Genomic DNA, 17,951 nt, shown 5'->3' with positions numbered 1-17,951 from the left:
TCCGGCTTAATTCTTCTGCGCGATCTCGAAGTTCGCCATGATTTCCAGCGCGCGGATCAGGGCCGAGTGGTCCCACGCCTTGCCGCCGTTCGCCGCGCACACGCTGAAGAGCTGCTGCGCGCTCGCCGTATGCGGCAATGCGATGCCCAGCTTGCGCGCGCCGTCGAGCGCCAGGTTCAGATCCTTCTGGTGCAGCTCGATACGGAAGCCCGGGTTGAACGTGCGCTTCGTCATGCGCTCGCCGTGCACTTCGAGAATGCGCGACGAAGCGAAGCCGCCCATCAAAGCCTTGCGCACGCGATCCGGATCGGCACCCGAACGGGCCGCGAACAGCAGCGCTTCAGCCACGGCTTCGATGTTCAGCGCGACGATGATCTGGTTCGCGACCTTCGTCGTCTGGCCCGCGCCGTTCTCGCCCACGAGCGAGATGTTCTTGCCCATCAGGTCGAACAGCGGCTTCGCGAGATCGAATGCCTTCTGCGGGCCGCCGACCATGATCGAGAGCGTCGCCTCGCGCGCGCCGACTTCGCCGCCCGAGACCGGCGCGTCGAGGTAGTCGCAGCCGAGTTCGTTGATCTTCTTCGCGAACTGCTGCGTTTCCAGCGGCGAGATCGAACTCATGTCGATCACGAGCTTGCCGGCCGAGAGGCCCTTGGCCACGCCGTCGTCGGCGAAGAGCACGTTCTGGACGTCAGGCGTGTCCGGCACCATCAGGATGATGATGTCGGCGGCCTGCGCCACGGCCGTCGAATCGGCGACCACGGTCGTCTGCGTGCGCAGGTCCTCCGGCACCGGGTACTTGCCGTTCACGGTGAGCGTGTGGCCGCCCTTCAGAAGGTTGCGCGCCATGTGCGCGCCCATGATGCCGAGGCCGATAAAACCAATCTTTGCCATCTTGCGTTTCTCCGTTAAGTCTTTTCAGTGCGTTGCCGTGTCGGGGGGGCGTCTGCCGTGCGCTCAGTCGAGCGCGCTCAGGGCGCTGATCGCCGTCGGGGCGTGCTCCGGCTTTTCTGCCAGTTCCTCGAATTCGTTGAGTTCGGTCACAGAATGCACTGGCTGGAACCTCTCCGATCACATTTGCCGTACGTGAAATTTTTTCGGCAAAGGTAAGAAAAGTCGGCCAGCAAGACCATCGCAGGAAAACCCTGATTTCACGGGTTAAATCCCGCTTCCGCCCCATCCTCAAAGGCACGGCGTCGTGCGCGCCCTCCTTCGCAATACTGATTTCCTTTATTGGGTGTTCTCGTACTTCACGAATCGCCATAAGATGAAACGGGCATCGCCGCCAGGTAAATTTTAATTTCGCAATCCTGTTTAATTAATAACGACCCTTCATCACTGGCGATTCCACTCGACGACATATTTCCAGTCCTGCGGCCAATCAGTGCGGAAGTGCCGGAATCATCCACGTCAGAACGTGCTGCTGGAGGATGACCAGCACGCCCAGCAGCAGCGTAAGCAGAGCGCTGTGCCAGAAGGTCCGGGCGAAGACCACCCCTTCCTGGCCCTTCAGTTCCGTAGTCGACACACCGGTCGCGATGTTCTGCGGCGAAATCATCTTGCCCATCACACCACCCGACGAGTTGGTCGCCGCCATCAAGACGGGATCCAGACCGAGCTGGCGCGCAGCCACCACCTGGAGGTTGCCGAACAGCGCATTGCCCGACGTGTCGCTGCCCGAGAGGAACACCGCCACCCAGCCGAGGGACGCGGAAACGAGCGGGAACAGTGCGCCGGTCGATGCGACGCCCATGCCGAGCGTGTAGCTCATACCCGAGTAGTTGAGCAGATAGGCGAGGCCGACGATCATCATGACGGTCGCGATCGCGATACGCGTCTGCCGCCAGGTCCTGGCGACGCAGCCGAAGAAGTCCGTCACGCCCACGCGCGTCCAGAGGGACGTGATAATGGCCGCGCCAAGGATTGCCGTACCGGTGCCGAGCGGCTGGAAGTCCCACACGGCCGCATACGGCTTGTGATAGAGCGTGACGAACACGGCGTTGTGCAGACCCGGCCACTGGACCTTCACGTCGCCTAGCGAGGCGATCTGCGCGTGGACCCACACGATCACAACAACCGACACGACAATCCACGGCATCCAGCCGCCATAACCGACGCGCGAGGCGCCGTGCGCGGGCGTGGGGCGCGACATCGCAAACGCGGGATCGTGCTCGGGCCGCCAGACCTTGAGGAAGGCAATGGTCACGATCAGCGAGGTCAGTGACGAAAGCACGTCCGTCAACTGGTACCCGAGATAGTTAGAGGTGACGAACTGCGTGAGCGCAAAGCTGCCGCCCGAGACGACGAGTGCGGGCCAGAGCTTCGGAATCGAGCGCACGCCGCTGTAGACCGACACCACGTAAAACGGCAGCAGGAACGCGAAGAACGGCAGTTGCCGCCCGACCATTGCGGCGAGCGTGCTGGCGGGCAGCGACGTCACCGCACCGAGCACCGTGATCGGCACGCCAAGCGCACCGAATGCCACGGGGGCCGTGTTGAAGATCAACGTGAAGGTGAGCGCCTCGAGCGCCGGAAAGCCGAGGCCGACGAGCAGCGCGCTCGTGATCGCGACGGGCGTACCGAAGCCGGAGATCCCTTCGAGCAGGCAGCCGAACGAGAATGCGACCACGAGCAGCACGAGGCGGCGATCGTCGGGCAGATGGTCGAGCATCCACTGGCGAAACTGATCGAAGCGTCCCGACTTCACTGCAATGTTGTAGAGCAAAAGCGCGGTGAAGACGATCCACATGACCGGCAGCAGCGCGAGCGCCATGCCGGCCGCGACGGCGTTCAAGGCAAGTCCGGCGGGCATGCCCCAGACGCCGATCGCGATCGCAAGTCCGCTAATCAGGCCAGCGAGCGAAGCCTGCCACGCTGGGCGCCGAAGCACGCCGAGCATGACGAGCGCAACGGCTACCGGCGCGGCGGCCACCAGAAACGACCAGAGTAGCGAGTGCGCAACGGGAGTGAGCGGCTGTGCGAAAAGCGCACCCGCGGGTATAGCTACTGCCGGATTCATGTTGTCTCCTGGGCCCATGCCTGCGGCGCCATACGTGGTAATTGGGCGGCCATGACGAACAGGAACGCGGGACGAGGCCGCCGGTTAAGCCCCGCGTGCGAATGTGGGTTGCCGCCCTTACGGTGTGGGCTGCGCTCGAATTCCGGACGCGCACCGCAAACCCACGCAGAGGCATCTTTTTACAGGCTGCTTCGAGGCGGCGGCCGCGAACCGCCGCGGATCAGGCTGCATCGCCGAGCGCCGCTTCCACGAGTTCGATCCAGTGCTGCACCGGCTTGCGTCCGCCACCGTTAAGATGGGTCTGGCATCCGATATTCGCCGTCACAATGGCGTCGGGCCGCCCTGCCTCCAGTGCGTCTAGCTTGTTGTCCCGCAACCTGCGCGCGAGATCCGGCTGCGTGATGGAATACGTACCCGCTGAGCCGCAACACAGATGAGCGTCAGCGACGGCGGTCAGGTCGAAACCGAGCCGGCGCAGCACGGCCTCGACCGCGCCCCCAAGCTTTTGCGCATGCTGGAGCGTGCACGGGCAATGAAACGCGATGCGCCGCGGCGTATGCTCTGCCCGCGCGCTCAGCACGTCGAGCGGCTCGGCGGCCAGCACCTCGACCAGATCGCGTGCGAGTGCGCTTACGCGCTCCGCCTTCTGCCCGTAGGCGGGATCGTGCCTGAGCAGATCGCCATATTCCTTGACGAATGCGCCGCAGCCGCTGGCCGGAATCACGATCGCCTCGGCGCCCGCTTCGATCGCGGGCCACCACGCGTCGATGTTGCGACGCGCCCGGTTCAGCCCCGCTTCGTGCGCGCCGAGGTGATAGTCGTTCGCGCCGCAACATCCGGCCTGCTTCACGACGGTCGCGCTGATGCCGAGCCTGTCGAGCACACGCGCCGCCGCAGCGTTCGTGTTGGGGGAAAGCGAGGGCTGCACGCAGCCTTCGAGCAGCACGATGCGCCGGGCGTGCCGAGCGAGTGGACGCGCTTTCGCCCTGGGCTGAGGCGCGGGTATCTTCTGACGAACCGCTTCGGGCAGGAGCGGCTTGAGCACGCGCCCCGCCTTCAGTGCCGAGGCAAACACCGCCGGACGCGGCACCACGTGCCTCAGACCATCGCGCAGCAGGCGCTCCTTCGTGGGCCGCGCGATGCGCTGCTCGACCTCCGCGCGTCCGATGTCGAGCAGCGTGTGGTACTTCACGCCCGACGGACACGTCGTTTCGCAGTTGCGGCAGCTCAGGCAGCGGTCCAGATGCAGTTGCGTGCTCGCGGTGACCGGCTCGCCTTCGAGCACTTGCTTGATCAAATAAATCCGTCCTCGCGGACCGTCGAGCTCGTTGCCGAGCAGCTGGTACGTAGGGCAAGTTGCGTTACAGAAACCGCAGTGCACACACGAGCGGAGGATCGCCTCTGCTTCGTCGGCGCGCGCGAGCGTCCTGGCTTCGGGACTCAGATTGGTTTGCATGGCGAAATGGCGTCGACGTTCAGAAGTCCGCGTAAAGGCGGCCCGGGTTGAAGATCGCGTGTGGATCAAGCTGCTGCTTGAGCGCACGGTGATAACGCAGCAGCGCCGGCGGCAGCGGGTGAAACGGCTCGTCCACTGCGATGGCCGAAAGCGCTGTCGCATGGCCCCCTAGCTGCTGCGCGAACGCCCGCACGACCGGCGCTGGCGCGTCGCTCTTGAGCCAGCGCTGGGCACCGCCCCAGTCGAGCAGGCAGGCACCGGGCAGCGTGCTCAGTGGCGCGGCAGGCGGCACGGACAGGCGCCACAGCGGGCGCGGATCATCGAAGAACGGCAGACGCTGCTCGCGCAATGCGCGCCAGAACATCCCGTCGACCCGGGTACCGCCGACGCGGGCGTACGCCGTGCGCACCGAGTCCTCGCCACCTTCGAAACGCAGATGCAACGTCGCGCCGTCGTGACACGCGCCGGAGATCGGCAAACCCTCGCGACGCCACGTCGACAGAACGACCAGCGCGTCCGCGGCTGGCATATCTATCTCGACGTGGCACATCGCGCGCGCTTTGGGCAGGACTTTCAACGACACTTCTGTCAGTAGTCCGAGACATCCGTAGCTGCCCGTCATTAGCCGCGAAACATCATAGCCAGCGACGTTCTTCATTACCTCGCCGCCGAAGCGCAGATGCCTTCCTTCCCCCGTGATCACACGGCAGCCGAGCACGAAGTCGCGCACCGAGCCGGCCCATGGCCTGCGCGGACCAGCCAGCCCTGTCGCGACCACCCCGCCGATTGTCGCGGCACCGTCGAACGCGGCCGGCTCACACGGCAACATCTGGCCCGCCGCATCGAGCACTTCGTCGAGCTCGGCGACCGGCGTGCCCGCACGCACCGTGACGACGAGTTCGGTCGGATCGTAGTTCACGATGCCGCGATGTGCGCGCGTATCGATGGAATTCGCATCAACTCGCCGGCCGGGAAACGGTTTGCTGGCGCCGCCGCGAATGAAGAGCGGTGCTTTCGTAGCAACGGCCTCGCGCACCTGCTCGATTAGCGCGGCGCTATGGTCCTGGGTCTGAAATTCGCGTTGCATATCAGAAACGCTCCAGTTCGGGAAATGGCAGCCTGCCGTGATGCACGTGCATTGCGCCGAATTCGGCGCAGCGGTGCAGGGTCGGGATGTTCTTGCCGGGGTTGAGCAGGCCGCCCGGGTCGAACGCCGCCTTGACCGCATGGAAAAAGCGCAGCTCGTCGCGATTGAACTGCGCGCACATCTGATTGATCTTTTCCCGGCCTACGCCGTGTTCACCCGTGATGCTGCCGCCGACCGCCACGCACAGCTCCAGGATGCGTCCGCCGAGCGCTTCGGCCCGGTCCATTTCGCCAGGCACATTGGCGTCGAACAGGATGAGCGGATGCATGTTGCCGTCGCCCGCGTGAAAGACATTGGCCACGCGCAGGCCGTACTCCGCTGCAAGATCCGCGATGCCCCGAAGCACGCGCGGCAATTCACGGCGCGGAATCGTACCGTCCATGCAGTAGTAATCAGGTGAGATGCGGCCCACGGCCGGAAAGGCGTTCTTGCGTCCCGCCCAGAACTTCTGGCGCTCCGCCTCGTCACGCGCAACGCGCACGTCGGTCGCTCCGGCCTCGCGCAGGATGGCGTCGACACGGGCGACGTCCTCGTCGACATCGCTTTGTGAACCGTCGAGTTCGCAAAGCAGGATCGCGTCAGCGTCGACCGGATAGCCAGCCTTCACGAAATCCTCCGCGGCGCGTATCGCGAGGTTGTCCATCATCTCCAGGCCGCCGGGAATGATCCCTTCTCCGATGATCTTCGCGACCGCTGCACCCGCGCGCCCGACGTCGCCGAAGCTCGCGAGCAGCACCTTCGCTGCCTGGACCTTCGGCAACAGCTTGACCGTCACTTCGGTCACGATGCCGAGCATGCCTTCCGAGCCCGTAATCAACGCGAGCAGGTCGAAGCCCGGTGCATCGAGCGCGTCCCCGCCGAGCGTCAACCGCTCGCCGTCGATCGTCAGCAGCTCGACCTTGACGATGTTGTGGACCGTCAGCCCGTACTTCAGGCAGTGGACGCCGCCCGCATTCTCTGCCACGTTGCCGCCGATCGAGCACGCGATCTGCGACGACGGGTCGGGCGCGTAATACAGCCCGTGCGGCGCGGCGGCCTGCGAAATGGCAAGATTGCGCACGCCGGGCTGCACGCGTGCGGTCAGCCCGTTCACGTCGATGTCGAGAATGCGGTTGAAGCGCGCCATCACGAGCAGGATGCCGCGTTCGAGCGGCATCGCGCCACCCGAGAGGCCCGTCCCGGCACCGCGCGCGACGATGGGCACGCCGTGCTCGTGTGCGTACTTCAGCAGCGCCTCGATCTGCTCCACGCGCTCGGGCAACGCGACGACCTGCGGCGTGCAGCGGTAAGCCGAGAGACCATCGCATTCGAACGGCCGCAAGTCCTCCTGGGCGTGCAACAGCTCCATGTCGGGAATCATCGCGCGCAGCGCCGCCACAAGCGCGGCCTTGTCGACAGGCGGTAACGGTCCGTCGATCCGTTCGTCGTAGAGATAGCTCATCGCGTGGGCTCCGCCGTCCAGCGAGCCCGCGCCTGTATGCCGCTCGAAAGTGGGATGTGTCGTGTCATTGCGTCTCCTCCATACCGGACGACGTGCAGTGCCGTCGTGATTCGACGGCCTTGTCTGCCTGGTTCGGTCGAATGGCCTATTGGTCGGCCACTTGACCGGGATAGTAGGCATCGTCATCTCAGTGGAGAATCAAGTGGAAACCCCAACCAGCCCACTCGAAGGGCGCAACGGCCAATCTGGCGGCCCTCCCAGCCAGCCCTCCCCTCAATGCAAATGTGTTTTGCACGTTGGGGAGTAGCGTGCCCACAAGGTTCGCGATTAGCACGATCGCGGACTTTCCATTGACGATTTCCAATCGTCATTGACAGCCTCATCGGGATCCGACTCGCGTTGCACAGGTGTTTGCATGGGCAACGTGGATAACCGAAGGCACACACCGGACGGCAGTCAATCGATACGTCCTTTCGCGCAAATGACCTTTGCCCGATTGGACTTTGCTGCCGGATGCGCGAACCCTATATTCACAAAACAGAAGGAGCGAGCATTTCGCCAGTCCAGACTGCTTCCATCAGGAGAGCGGATGCAATCTCCGCTGCCCGGCTTCTCAGCGTCTTTCGCCGAGAGGTGTGATACCCCCAAATCCGCCTTATAAGTAGCCCGATCCGGTCGAATATCGGATGCGAAACCTCATTACCTTCAACCGAAGCCCGCTCATCAAAGCACGGCGCACGATGGATCGCTCAACCATCGTCATGGTCCTTATTTCCATCGCGTTCTTTTCCTGCATTGCAAGAGCGTTCTGGATACAGGTCTACGACAACGCTTTCTACGTGAAACAGGGAGACGTCCGCACGGAGCATGTCGTCGTCGTGCATGCTGCGCGCGGACAGATCGTGGACCGACAAGGTTTGATTCTCGCGACAAGCGTTCCGGTAAAAGCAGTGTGGGCGGATCCGAAGGAAATGCGGCTACCCCCCCAAAATCAGGAGGCCTTCGCAATGCTTGCGCAGCGACTGGGGGTCACGCCAGGTCAGATCGAATCCCGTGTGGCGAGAACTTCGAGCTTCGTCTATCTCAAGCATCAGCTTCCCGACGCCACTGCCGATGCCATCGAAGCACTGCACGTTGAAGGGATCCACGAGTCGCCCGAGTTCCGCCGCTATTATCCTGAGGGAGATATCGCGGCCCCTCTCATCGGATTTACCGGTATCGATGGCGCGGGCGAAGATGGCCTCGAACTCTCGGAAGAGAAGCTTCTGGGCGCAGTAGACGGATCGAAGCTCGTCATACAGGACCGCTTCGGACATCTCGTGCGGGATCTCGGCTATGTGGAGGTGCCGCGTTGGGGAACGACGGTGCAGATCACGATCGACAGCAAGATTCAGTACAGCGCGTATTCCGCCCTTCGGCAGACCGTGGACGAGACGCATGCGGAATCCGGCTCGGCTATCGTCGTTGACGGTCGCACGGGCGAGATTCTGGCTTTGGCCAACTACCCCAGTTTCGATCCGAACGACCGGGCAACCATGACCGGGTCGCGCATTCGCAACGTCGCCGTCACGGACGTGTTCGAGCCGGGTTCCATCATGAAACCCTTCACGGTGGCGCTCGCCCTCGATCTGCATCGTGTAACGCCAACATCCCTGGTGGAGACGAATCGCCAGCTTGTTCTGGATGGCGCGCGAATCACCGACGACGCAAATTTCGGTACGTTGACAGTGGCAGGCGTCATACAGAAGTCGAGCAACATCGGTGCAACCAAGATTGCACTGACCATGCAGCCCAGACAGATGTGGGAGATGTTCCACGCGCTCGGTTTCGGGCAGCAGCCGAAGCTGGTATTTCCGGGTGCGGGCACCGGCATCTTGAGGCCGTGGCAACGCTGGCGGCGCGTCGAGCAGGCGACCATGTCTTATGGATACGGCATTTCTGCTTCGCTTCTTCAGCTCGCGCAAGCCTATACCGTCTTCTCAGACGATGGCTGCATGCTCCCGTTGACCCTGTTGAAAGGCAGCACCCCATCCGTGGACAAAGCATGCGTGTTTTCTCCCCAAACAGCCGATGCTATCCGGCAGATGCTCGAGACCGTCACCCGCAAGGGCGGCACGGCCCCGCTGGTTCAACTTTCTGGATACAGCGCGGGAGGAAAGACCGGCACGGCCTACACGGCCACACCACACGGCTATAACCATAGCGAGTATCGTGCTTCGTTCGTGGGTATCGTACCCATCCGCAATCCGCGGTTAGTCGTCGCGGTATCGATCAACAGGCCGCAGGGTGCGAGGCACTTTGGGGGTGACGTTTCCGGGCCGCCTTTCGCGCGCATTGCACAACAAGCCATGCAGGAACTGAACATCGAGCCAGACGAAGGTATCGAGGCCAAACCCGGCGCGTGGGCTGACAAGCCGAACTCGTGAAATTGGCCTAACTCAAGCACTGGGGCCGCAGCGGTACCCACAGCACAGCCCAGCTCGGGCACACTGCGGCATTTGCCGAGGGTTCGTTAATGCCCAGGTCATCGGAGACGCTGGCGACGACTCTATGGACCCGCGTCTCGCTCGTACACGTCGGCGATCACCCATCCCTCAGTCATACCTGAAAGACCCGTCACGTCCGACGCATGAATATAACCATCGCTAGACCGGCCGCTCGCCCAACTTCCATTCCGGGCCATTGGACGGATAGCCGAGCGGGAGCCTGCTCTTTGCGTTGTAGGTAAACATCCAGCCCGGGTACATCGGCGGTTGTCGGCTCACCTCGTCGAGTTCGGCCAGATCTTCGGCCCTCAGTGACAGGTCAAGCGCCATGAGATTATCCGTCAACTGCTCGGGCCGCTTGATCCCGACAATCACGCTGGTTACGGCTGGCCTGGCAAGCAGCCACGCAAGCGCCACCTGCGCGGGGCTCACCCCATGGCGGCCGGCAATCGCCTTCAACACATCGACAATGTCGAAAACCTTTGGCACATCGACCGGCGGGAAGTCAATGAGCGCCCGCCGGGATGTCTTGTCCGCGACGCCATCACGATGGAACTTGCCGGACAGGAGTCCTCCTGCCAGCGGGCTCCAACAGAGGAGGCCAATATTTCCATCCGTGGCTGCCGGAATGAGTTCGTGCTCAATGTCCCGGCCAGCAAGGGAATAATAGGCCTGCACCGAGACGAATCTGGACAACCGGTCCCGATCCGAGATTCCAAGCGCTTTGGCGAGGTGCCAGGCCGCAAAATTGGAGCAACCGATATAACGTACCTTGCCCTGACGCACGACGTCGTCAAGAGCACGCAACACTTCATCCAGCGGGGTCAGCGGATCGAAGCTGTGAAGCTGATACAGGTCAATGTGATCTGTCTGGAGCCGTTTCAGACTCCCTTCGAGTGCATCGATGAGATGCAGGCGCGACTGACCGGCCTGATTGGCACCCGGCCCCACCCGGGCATGGAGTTTCGTCGCCAGAACGACCTGATCGCGCCGCCCTTTGAGGGAATTGCCCAGCAGTGTCTCGGAACCACCCAGTCCATAGACATCGGCGGTGTCGATGAAATTGACGCCGGCATCGAGTGCTGCCCCGACGATTGCGTCTGTTTCCGGCTGCGACAACCGGCCGATTGCGTTACCGGCTACGTTGTCCGCACCACCAAAAGTCATCGCACCCAGACATACCCGGGAGACGAAAACGCCGGTGCGCCCAAGTTGTGCATATTTCACTGGATCACCCTGAAGAACGTTTGCAAGGTACTCAGGATGACATCGTTGATCCGGATTATCTATAATCGAAAGATCCGAATTTACTATACATAGTACGGAATCGCGATGGATCCACTTTCCGACGTGTTATCTCTTCTGCGCGTACAGAGCTCCCTCTCGGCAAGACTGGAGGCGCGAGGCGGTTGGGCAATGCGCTTTCCACCTTACCGGCACGTCAAGTTTGGCGGCGTGCTGAGGGGCTCATTCTGGTTGTGGGTCGAGGGGGCGTCGGAGCGCATAAAGCTTGAGGAAGGAGACTTTTACCTTCTGACCAGCGGCCAGTCTTATTGCTCGGCATCGGACCCCGACCAGCCCTGCCAGGATGGCCGGCGAATTTTTGATACGCATAAGGATTCCGACGGTGTGGTGCGATTCGGCAATAGCGGCGAACAGCTCATCGCGGTAGGCGGTCGATTCGAATTCGACGACACGACCAGCGACATGTTGTTGAGGCAGCTGCCGCCATTGATTCATCTTCCCGTTGCCTCACAGCGCAGCAGATCGTTGCGCGCCATCCTTGAACTCCTCGCGGCGGAAACGCAAGCCGTTCAGCCAGGCACCGCCATCACCGCAGGAAGTATTGCCAACCTCGTCCTTGTACAGAGTCTTCGTACCCACCTGGAAGCCGCGTCGTCCCAGCCAGCAAGCTGGCTCCGGGCGCTCACCGATCCCCAGATTGGAGCAACGCTATGTCTGATGCATAGCGATCCGGCACGACCCTGGAGGATCGAAGAACTTGCGGCCGCGACGGCCATGTCGCGTACCACCTTCATGCAACGCTTCAAGGCACTGGTCGGTCTGCCGCCGCTTGAATACCTGCTCCGCTGGCGGATGACACTGGCAAGCGCCAGACTGAGGGAAGGACACAAGAGCCTTGCACAGATTGCCGAAAGCGTGGGCTATGGCTCAAGCAGTGCATTCAGTCTTGCGTTCAAGCGAACCACGGGACAAAGCCCGGGCCATTTCCGTGCAGAACACAAAGTTGGCGGGAGCGATACGTCCACCACGGGAGCAGACAATTAGCTGATTCAATTGCGTGATTCATGAGTTGCCCTGGTGCCGGGGGAGATTGCGCCCCACCCACTGGATACAGCCTTCGAGCTCATCAAGCGACCGTTGCAGCGTCTCCTGGTCCATATGCCCATATCCAAACAGGAAGCCGCACGCGTCCCGCTTCAGCGTCGCAAAATCTCCGACATCATCGAGCAGAATACCTCGTGACCTCAACGCCTGCCGCAATGCCCTGTCGAACGGACGACTCTTTCCTGCAATGACAACATGCAGTCCGCCTTCGTCTCCGCGCAGGATGACCACGTCGGAGTAGCGCCGCAGTCGCTGCCGGATCGCATCGCGCATCGCACCATAATGTCGTCGGAGACGTCGTAAATGGCGGTCGAGTTCGCCTGACACAAGCAGCATCTCGACGATCTTCTGGACCGGCCATGAAACATGCCCGCGCTCACCTTCGACCAGACCGGCCAGCGCCCGTGCGGCTGCCGTAGGTGCCGCAATAAATCCGAGCCGCAGCGATGGGCTCACCGCTTTCCCGAACGTGCTCAGCAGTAGCGTGCTTTCCGGCGCGCTAGCGAAAATAGGCGGGTGATTAGTCCCGGCATAGTGGAACTCGCAGTCATACTCGTTTTCGAGAATCAGTATCCCGTGCGTGCGCGCCAGTTCGATCAGCGTCCTGCGGCGAGGCCCCGACAGACGTCCGCCCATCGGATATTGATGCGTCGGCGTCACGTGCAGCAGAAGTGGTGAGTGATCCGGATTGACGATCCGCTTTACGCAGATGCCCTCGTCGTCGACCGGAACATACCGCAGCGACGCATTCGCCCGGTTGAAAGCCAGCGCCGCGCCGGCATAGCCGGGGTCTTCCGTCGCGCACAGGTCGCCCTTGTTCAGCAGCGCCTGCGCGACCAGATGAAGCGCATGACCGGTGCCGTGCGTCACCACAATCTGGTCAGGATCGACGCGCACCGAGCGGTGCTCGCGCAGCCATGCCACGATGGCATGCCGTAGACTCGGCTCGCCGCGCGGGTCGCCGTACCCCTGCGGCGGCAGATGCCTCCCTGCCTCCCGGCACGCGTTACGCCATACCTCCAGCGGCAGGGTTCGCGCGTTGGCCTGACCGGGCCGCCAGTCGAGTTCCACACCGTCCTGCACGGGCACATGATCCCTGTCACCTGGCAGGCGTTGCAACACCGCGGGCATCCCTGTCTGTCGATGCTTCTGGGCTGGAACAGCAAAAGCGCCTGACGTAACGAAGGTTCCGTGACGGCCCCGGCCCTCCAGAAGTCCGTCGGCAATCAGTTCGTCGTAAGCATCGACCACACAATTACGCGCCACCTCCAGCTGGGCCGCGAGATCACGGGTGGGTGGCAGCCTCGTGCCGCGTGGCAGCGCGCCGCTCATGATCCTGCTGCGCAGTTGCCCTGCGATCTGCCTGAACACCGGGCCGCCCCGGCGCCGGTCGAGTTCTAGATCGACCAGCGCGGGGATTGGCTGCCTGAACGACGGGTTCGCAACCATAGATTCCCTCAAATGCCCCTGTTTTGGTTCTTCAAAAAAACATCATAAACGCCAAAATTGCAGAACCAAAGATAGCACAGGACAAAATATGCGCATCCGCATCATCACTGACGACTTCACGAGCGCCCTCGACGGCACTGCCTGCTTTGCCGAGCGCGGCTGGAATACCGCCGTGCTGATGCAACCCGACGTGACGGCCAGCGCGGCAGTCGTGAGCCTCGACACCGATACGCGAGAAAAGCCGGATGCGCCCGAAGGCGACCTCGTCGCGACCGCAGCATCCATGTGGCGAGAGGCCGATCTGCTCGTGATCCAGTTTGATTCGACGCTGCGCGGCCGGGTCGCACGCGACTGTCTCACAGCGCGTGCTGCATCGGCCCGGCGCAAGCTGCTGGTCGTGCCGGCCTTTCCTTCTGCGGGCCGCACCACCGAAGGCGGGTGCGTCTACGTCGACGACGTGCCGGTCCACGAGACCGCGTTTGGGCTGGATCCCACGCTGCCGGTACGCGAGTCCAGCATTCCGGCCTTGTTCCACGCATACGGCATCTCGGTCGAGGTCGCGCGCGATGCAACTCATGCCCGAGAACTGTTCGACACGCACGATGCCGTTGTCGTCGATGCACGCATCGAAGCCGATCTCGACGCGCTCGTCGACAGCTTCGCGACAAGAGACGACCTGTTGTGGGCAGGCTCGACCGGACTCTTGAGGGCGCTTGCCCGTTCGCTCCCGGTGCCCGCTGCGAAGGTCGTGGACGACCACGCAGCCCCTGCCGCTACACGCCCGTGGCTGGTCGTCGGCAGCATGAATCCGCGTTCGCGCCTTCAGCTCTACGTCGCCCGCACACAGCGCCGCATCAACGTACTGGCGACGAGCAATACGCGCCTGCCCGAACACGCAATATCGCAGGCCGCGCTGCGCGATCTTGTGATGCAGGCGGCAAATCTGATACGCAGCGGCGCCTGCAATGGACTCGTAGCCACGGGCGGCGAAACCGCCCGCCGCATCGTCGACGCACTGCCGGTCAGGTCGCTGCGTGTTTGCCGCGAAGTCTTGCCCGGCGTGCCGCTCGTCGAGGTCCAGACCTCCGTTGACACCTTTCCCATGATTACCAAGGCAGGCGGGTTCGGCGACGATAACGCGCTGTTGACCTGCATCGACGCCTTGACTGGAGCAAAGTCATGAAACAGAAGCTGGTCGCAGTCACAATGGGCGACGCTGCGGGTATCGGCCCGGAAGTCGTCGTCAAGACATTCGCCAATACGGGTTTCATTAAAGACTATCCGTCGTTCGTGATCGGCGACATCGGCGTGTTGCAGCGGACCGTGACAGCACTGGGCCTGTCACTCGACGTCCGCGAAGTCGAATCTGTCATGGACGTGGAACCGCGGCCCGGCGTGCTCGACGTATTGCGCATACCGGACGCTGTCCCTTTGCCCGAAGACCTTCCCCTCGGAACTGTCAGCGCCTGCGCTGGAGCAGCCGCGTTCGGCGCGATCGAGACTGCGATCAGGCTCGCGGTCAAGCAGGACATTGCCGGCATCTGCACCGCTCCCATTCACAAGGAAGCGCTTGCCGCTGCACACGTGCCTTATCCTGGGCACACCGAAATGCTCGCCGACCTGTCCGGCACGTGCGATTACGCGATGATGCTCGTCAACCCGACACTGCGCACGATTCTCGTCACGGTCCACTGCTCGATGCTGGACGCCATCGCCAGGCTCTCCATCGAGAGTGAGCTGCGCATCATCCGGCTCGCGCATCGAGCGATGACGGAACTCGGCATCGCACAGCCGCGCGTGGCCGTAGCCGGGCTGAACCCTCACGCGGGCGAAGGCGGCCTGTTCGGCCGCGAGGATCTCGACATCATTGCGCCGGCAATCCGGCTGGCGCAACAGGAAGGAATCGACGCAAGCGGTCCGTGGCCCGGCGACACCGTATTCATGAACGCGCGCCGCGGCCGTTTTGACATCGTGGTCGCGCAGTACCACGAGCAGGGGCTCATACCAGTGAAGCTTGCCGGCGTAGAGGACGGCGTGAACATCACGGTCGGCCTGCCTTTCGTCCGTACGAGCCCCGACCACGGCACCGCATTCGACATCGCCGGCAAGGGGATCGCGGATCCCGCCAGCCTTCAGGTCGCACTACAGACCGCCCACCAGTTCGTCCGCTCGCGGGCGAATCACCCCTTCCATACCGGAGCCTGACGTGTCCCATTTTATTTTCATGTTGACCGAAAACGACGCGACTGTCGCGGACGCGCTTGCCGCGTACGACAGCTTGCGCGACAGTCCCGTCCATTACGTCGGGTTCAAGGACATCGGGCTGCCCGTGGCCGCGCTCAAACAGCTCGCGCAGCGCATCCGCGCGGACGGACGCAAGGTCATGCTCGAGGTCGTTGCGACAAGCCGGGAAACAGAGCGGGAATCGATCCGGGCCGCGCTGGATATCGGCGTCGATTTTCTGCTGGGGGGACGCCACGTCGAGGATGCTCTGACGTTGCTGCGCGGCTCCGATGTCCGGTATTTCCCATTTGCGGGACATACCGTCGGCCACCCCACCGTGCTTCAAGGCACGATGGACGAAATCGTCGAGGACGCGCGCCGCATCGCGTCGTTACCGGGCGTGCATGGCCTCGACCTCCTCGCCTACCGTTTCGCGGGCGAAGGCGATCCGGCGGAGTTGGCGCGACGGGTTGCAGACTCCGTCAATGTGCCGGTCATCGCGGCCGGAAGCATCGATCGCGAAGCTCGGGTAAAGGCTATGATTGACGCAAAAGTATGGGGGTTTACCGTCGGCAGCGCGATTTTCCAGGGCGCGTTCGTTGACCGGCTCTTGCCAGCCCAGGTCAACACCATTTTCCAGATCGAAGGAGTAACGGCATGATCATCAACAAAGTTAATATTGCGTCGGCGTTCGCTGGCATTTCTGAATACTGGTCGCCGAAGATCGGCGGTGACATCAACGAGTCGCAGATCAAGTTCGCGAAGTTCAGCGGCACGTTCAACTGGCACCATCACGAGAACGAGGACGAACTCTTCCTCGTGGTAAAGGGTACGCTGCGGATGAAAATGCACGCCGAAAATGGCGGCGACGTAACGATCAACGAAGGCGAGTACCTGATCATGCCCAAAGGCATCGAGCACTGCCCGGAAGCCGTCTCCGACGAAGTGCACTGTCTGCTGCTCGAACCGAAGACGACCGTCAACACGGGGAACGTCGTCAACGAGCGCACGCGCACGAACCTCGAGAGGATCTGAACGGAATGGCGCTGGATCTTTGGGCACTCGCGAACACGCTGCGCGAGTGCCGCTTCATCGACCTGACCCATGCGTTCGACGAATCGATCCCGCATTCGGCGTTCTTCGAACCCGAGCACCGCACGGTGCTGTACGACCACGCGCCCCGCAAAGGGATCTCAGGTCAGGGGTTCCTCGCGCACCGCTACAGCTTCGTCGGTCAATGGGGCACGCACGTCGATCCGGGTGCTCATTTCATAGCCGGCAAGCGTTACCTCGACGAGATCCCGGTGACCGAAATGGTGCTACCGCTCGCAGTCGTCGACATTCGCGATCAGGTGATGAGGAATCCCGACTATTGCCTGTCGATGGAGGACGTATGGGATTGGGAAGCGCGCCACGGAACCATACCGGCCGGTGCGTTCGTCGCGAAGTGCAGCGGATGGTCGTCGCGTTGGCCCGACAAGGCACGCATGATGAACTGTGATGCGCAAGGCGTGGCCCACTTTCCCGGCTGGACGCTGGACGCACTCCGTTTCATCTTCGAGGAACGTGGTGCGATCGCCTGCGGACACGAAACACTGGACACCGACGGCGGCGTAGCAATCAGTCGCGGCGAGGGTTCACTCGAGCGCTATGTGCTCGCGCAGGACCGCTGGCAGATCGAAATGATGGCAAATCTTGGTGAGCTACCCGAAGCCGGCGCGCTCATCATTGCGACATGGCCCAAGCCGAAGCGGGGGTCAGGATTTCCAGCCCGTGTCTTTGCGATCGTGCCGTAGCAGCAATTGCCGTCAGGTGTCGGCCGACGGGATGGGGATCAAGCTTCGTGCGCCCCTGCGGGCAGCGATAAGGTGCGCATTGCGATCGAGATCAGCGCCGGAGTATGGCCAGCCAAAACTGCGGGGTAGTGCCCCCGATCTGTTGCCGGGACAGGCAACCGGCAACACAGGAGCCCAGATCGGTCGATCTCCGGCGCCTCGGACGCAGTATCCAGGCGCACCTCCACACCATAGAGCACGGCAGCACGGTACCCTTCCAGGCAACAACGAAACGGCCCCGATACTGGCTCGTCCCGACGTTGCCCGAAACTTCACATGCCTGATTGCGGGCGTTCTCTGTACATATAACCGCGCGACCACGGCAGCGTTGTCGCACTGCGTCCGGCCTTGCGGCAGACGATCTGGTAGATCGAGACGTCGTCGTGCTCGAACGCGTAGGCGCAACCCGCCAGATACACGCGCCAGATGCGGAACTTCTCGTCGTCCACGAGCTTTTTTGCTTCCTCGGCGCGCGCCTCGAAGTTCTCGGCCCAGATGTCGAGCGTGTGCGCATAGTGACGGCGCAGGCTCTCCACGTCAACCGCC

At 62.6% G+C, this 17,951-nt stretch carries 15 protein-coding genes; 7 read left to right on the top strand and 8 right to left on the bottom strand.

Annotated features, from left to right (window positions below):
* Positions 1-6: 6 nt before the first annotated feature.
* From U5760_RS00075 to glcD, 5 genes are all read right to left on the bottom strand, one after another.
* Complete coding sequence (locus tag U5760_RS00075) at positions 7-894, bottom strand: 2-hydroxy-3-oxopropionate reductase (protein ID WP_322008720.1); 888 nt, start codon at positions 892-894, stop codon at positions 7-9.
* Between the two features lie 487 nt (positions 895-1,381).
* Positions 1,382-3,019, bottom strand: a complete 1,638-nt coding sequence (locus tag U5760_RS00070) for an L-lactate permease (RefSeq protein WP_322008719.1) — start codon at positions 3,017-3,019, stop codon at positions 1,382-1,384.
* Positions 3,020-3,239: 220 nt separating this feature from the next.
* A complete protein-coding gene (glcF, locus tag U5760_RS00065) occupies positions 3,240-4,475 on the bottom strand; it encodes a glycolate oxidase subunit GlcF (RefSeq protein WP_322008718.1) in 1,236 nt (411 codons plus the stop codon).
* A 19-nt stretch (positions 4,476-4,494) separates the two neighbouring features.
* Positions 4,495-5,562 (bottom strand): glycolate oxidase subunit GlcE, encoded by a 1,068-nt coding sequence (gene glcE, locus U5760_RS00060; RefSeq protein WP_322008717.1) that lies wholly within the window; start codon positions 5,560-5,562, stop codon positions 4,495-4,497.
* Between the two features lies 1 nt (position 5,563).
* Positions 5,564-7,063, bottom strand: a complete 1,500-nt coding sequence (gene glcD / locus U5760_RS00055; protein WP_322008715.1) for a glycolate oxidase subunit GlcD — start codon at positions 7,061-7,063, stop codon at positions 5,564-5,566.
* A 686-nt stretch (positions 7,064-7,749) separates the two neighbouring features.
* On the opposite strand from glcD, the gene U5760_RS00050 reads away from it, so the two are divergent.
* Positions 7,750-9,489: a penicillin-binding protein 2 gene (locus U5760_RS00050; protein WP_322008713.1), complete on the top strand. Its 1,740-nt coding sequence runs from the start codon at positions 7,750-7,752 to the stop codon at positions 9,487-9,489.
* A gap of 219 nt (positions 9,490-9,708) precedes the next feature.
* On the opposite strand, the gene U5760_RS00045 is transcribed toward U5760_RS00050, so the two are convergent.
* Entirely contained in the window at positions 9,709-10,776 is a 1,068-nt protein-coding gene (locus U5760_RS00045; RefSeq protein ID WP_322008712.1) for an aldo/keto reductase, read from the bottom strand.
* 105 nt (positions 10,777-10,881) lie between these two features.
* Between U5760_RS00045 and U5760_RS00040 the strand changes: the two genes are divergently transcribed.
* Positions 10,882-11,838, top strand: coding sequence for an AraC family transcriptional regulator (locus U5760_RS00040; protein ID WP_322008711.1), 957 nt, complete (start codon positions 10,882-10,884; stop codon positions 11,836-11,838).
* Between the two features lie 18 nt (positions 11,839-11,856).
* On the opposite strand, the gene U5760_RS00035 is transcribed toward U5760_RS00040, so the two are convergent.
* Positions 11,857-13,230, bottom strand: a complete 1,374-nt coding sequence (locus U5760_RS00035) for a PLP-dependent aminotransferase family protein (RefSeq protein ID WP_322008709.1) — start codon at positions 13,228-13,230, stop codon at positions 11,857-11,859.
* On the opposite strand from U5760_RS00035, the gene U5760_RS00030 reads away from it, so the two are divergent.
* The 5 genes from U5760_RS00030 to U5760_RS00010 are packed head-to-tail and all read left to right on the top strand — an operon-like array spanning position 13,229 to position 17,366.
* Positions 13,229-14,530, top strand: coding sequence for a four-carbon acid sugar kinase family protein (locus U5760_RS00030; RefSeq protein WP_322008707.1), 1,302 nt, complete (start codon positions 13,229-13,231; stop codon positions 14,528-14,530). The two genes, U5760_RS00035 and U5760_RS00030, sit on opposite strands and share 2 nt — an antisense overlap.
* A complete protein-coding gene (pdxA, locus tag U5760_RS00025) occupies positions 14,527-15,552 on the top strand; it encodes a 4-hydroxythreonine-4-phosphate dehydrogenase PdxA (protein WP_322008706.1) in 1,026 nt (341 codons plus the stop codon). Before U5760_RS00030 ends, pdxA begins: the two co-directional genes overlap by 4 nt.
* A 1-nt stretch (position 15,553) precedes the next feature.
* Positions 15,554-16,231 (top strand): 4-hydroxythreonine-4-phosphate dehydrogenase, encoded by a 678-nt coding sequence (locus U5760_RS00020; RefSeq protein ID WP_322008705.1) that lies wholly within the window; start codon positions 15,554-15,556, stop codon positions 16,229-16,231.
* A complete protein-coding gene (locus U5760_RS00015) occupies positions 16,228-16,605 on the top strand; it encodes a cupin domain-containing protein (protein ID WP_322008703.1) in 378 nt (125 codons plus the stop codon). Before U5760_RS00020 ends, U5760_RS00015 begins: the two co-directional genes overlap by 4 nt.
* Positions 16,606-16,610: 5 nt before the next feature.
* Positions 16,611-17,366, top strand: a complete 756-nt coding sequence (locus tag U5760_RS00010) for a cyclase family protein (protein ID WP_322008702.1) — start codon at positions 16,611-16,613, stop codon at positions 17,364-17,366.
* A 311-nt stretch (positions 17,367-17,677) separates the two neighbouring features.
* Here the strand turns inward: U5760_RS00010 and U5760_RS00005 are convergent.
* Positions 17,678-17,951: class I SAM-dependent methyltransferase (locus U5760_RS00005; RefSeq protein ID WP_322008701.1), on the bottom strand; the 274-nt coding region annotated here is incomplete at its 5' end.

The organism is Paraburkholderia sp. J12 (assembly GCF_905220215.1).
Lineage (GTDB): Bacteria > Pseudomonadota > Gammaproteobacteria > Burkholderiales > Burkholderiaceae > Paraburkholderia.
Note: the sequence above shows the minus strand (reverse complement) of the source record. Positions and strands in the feature narration are given on the sequence as shown.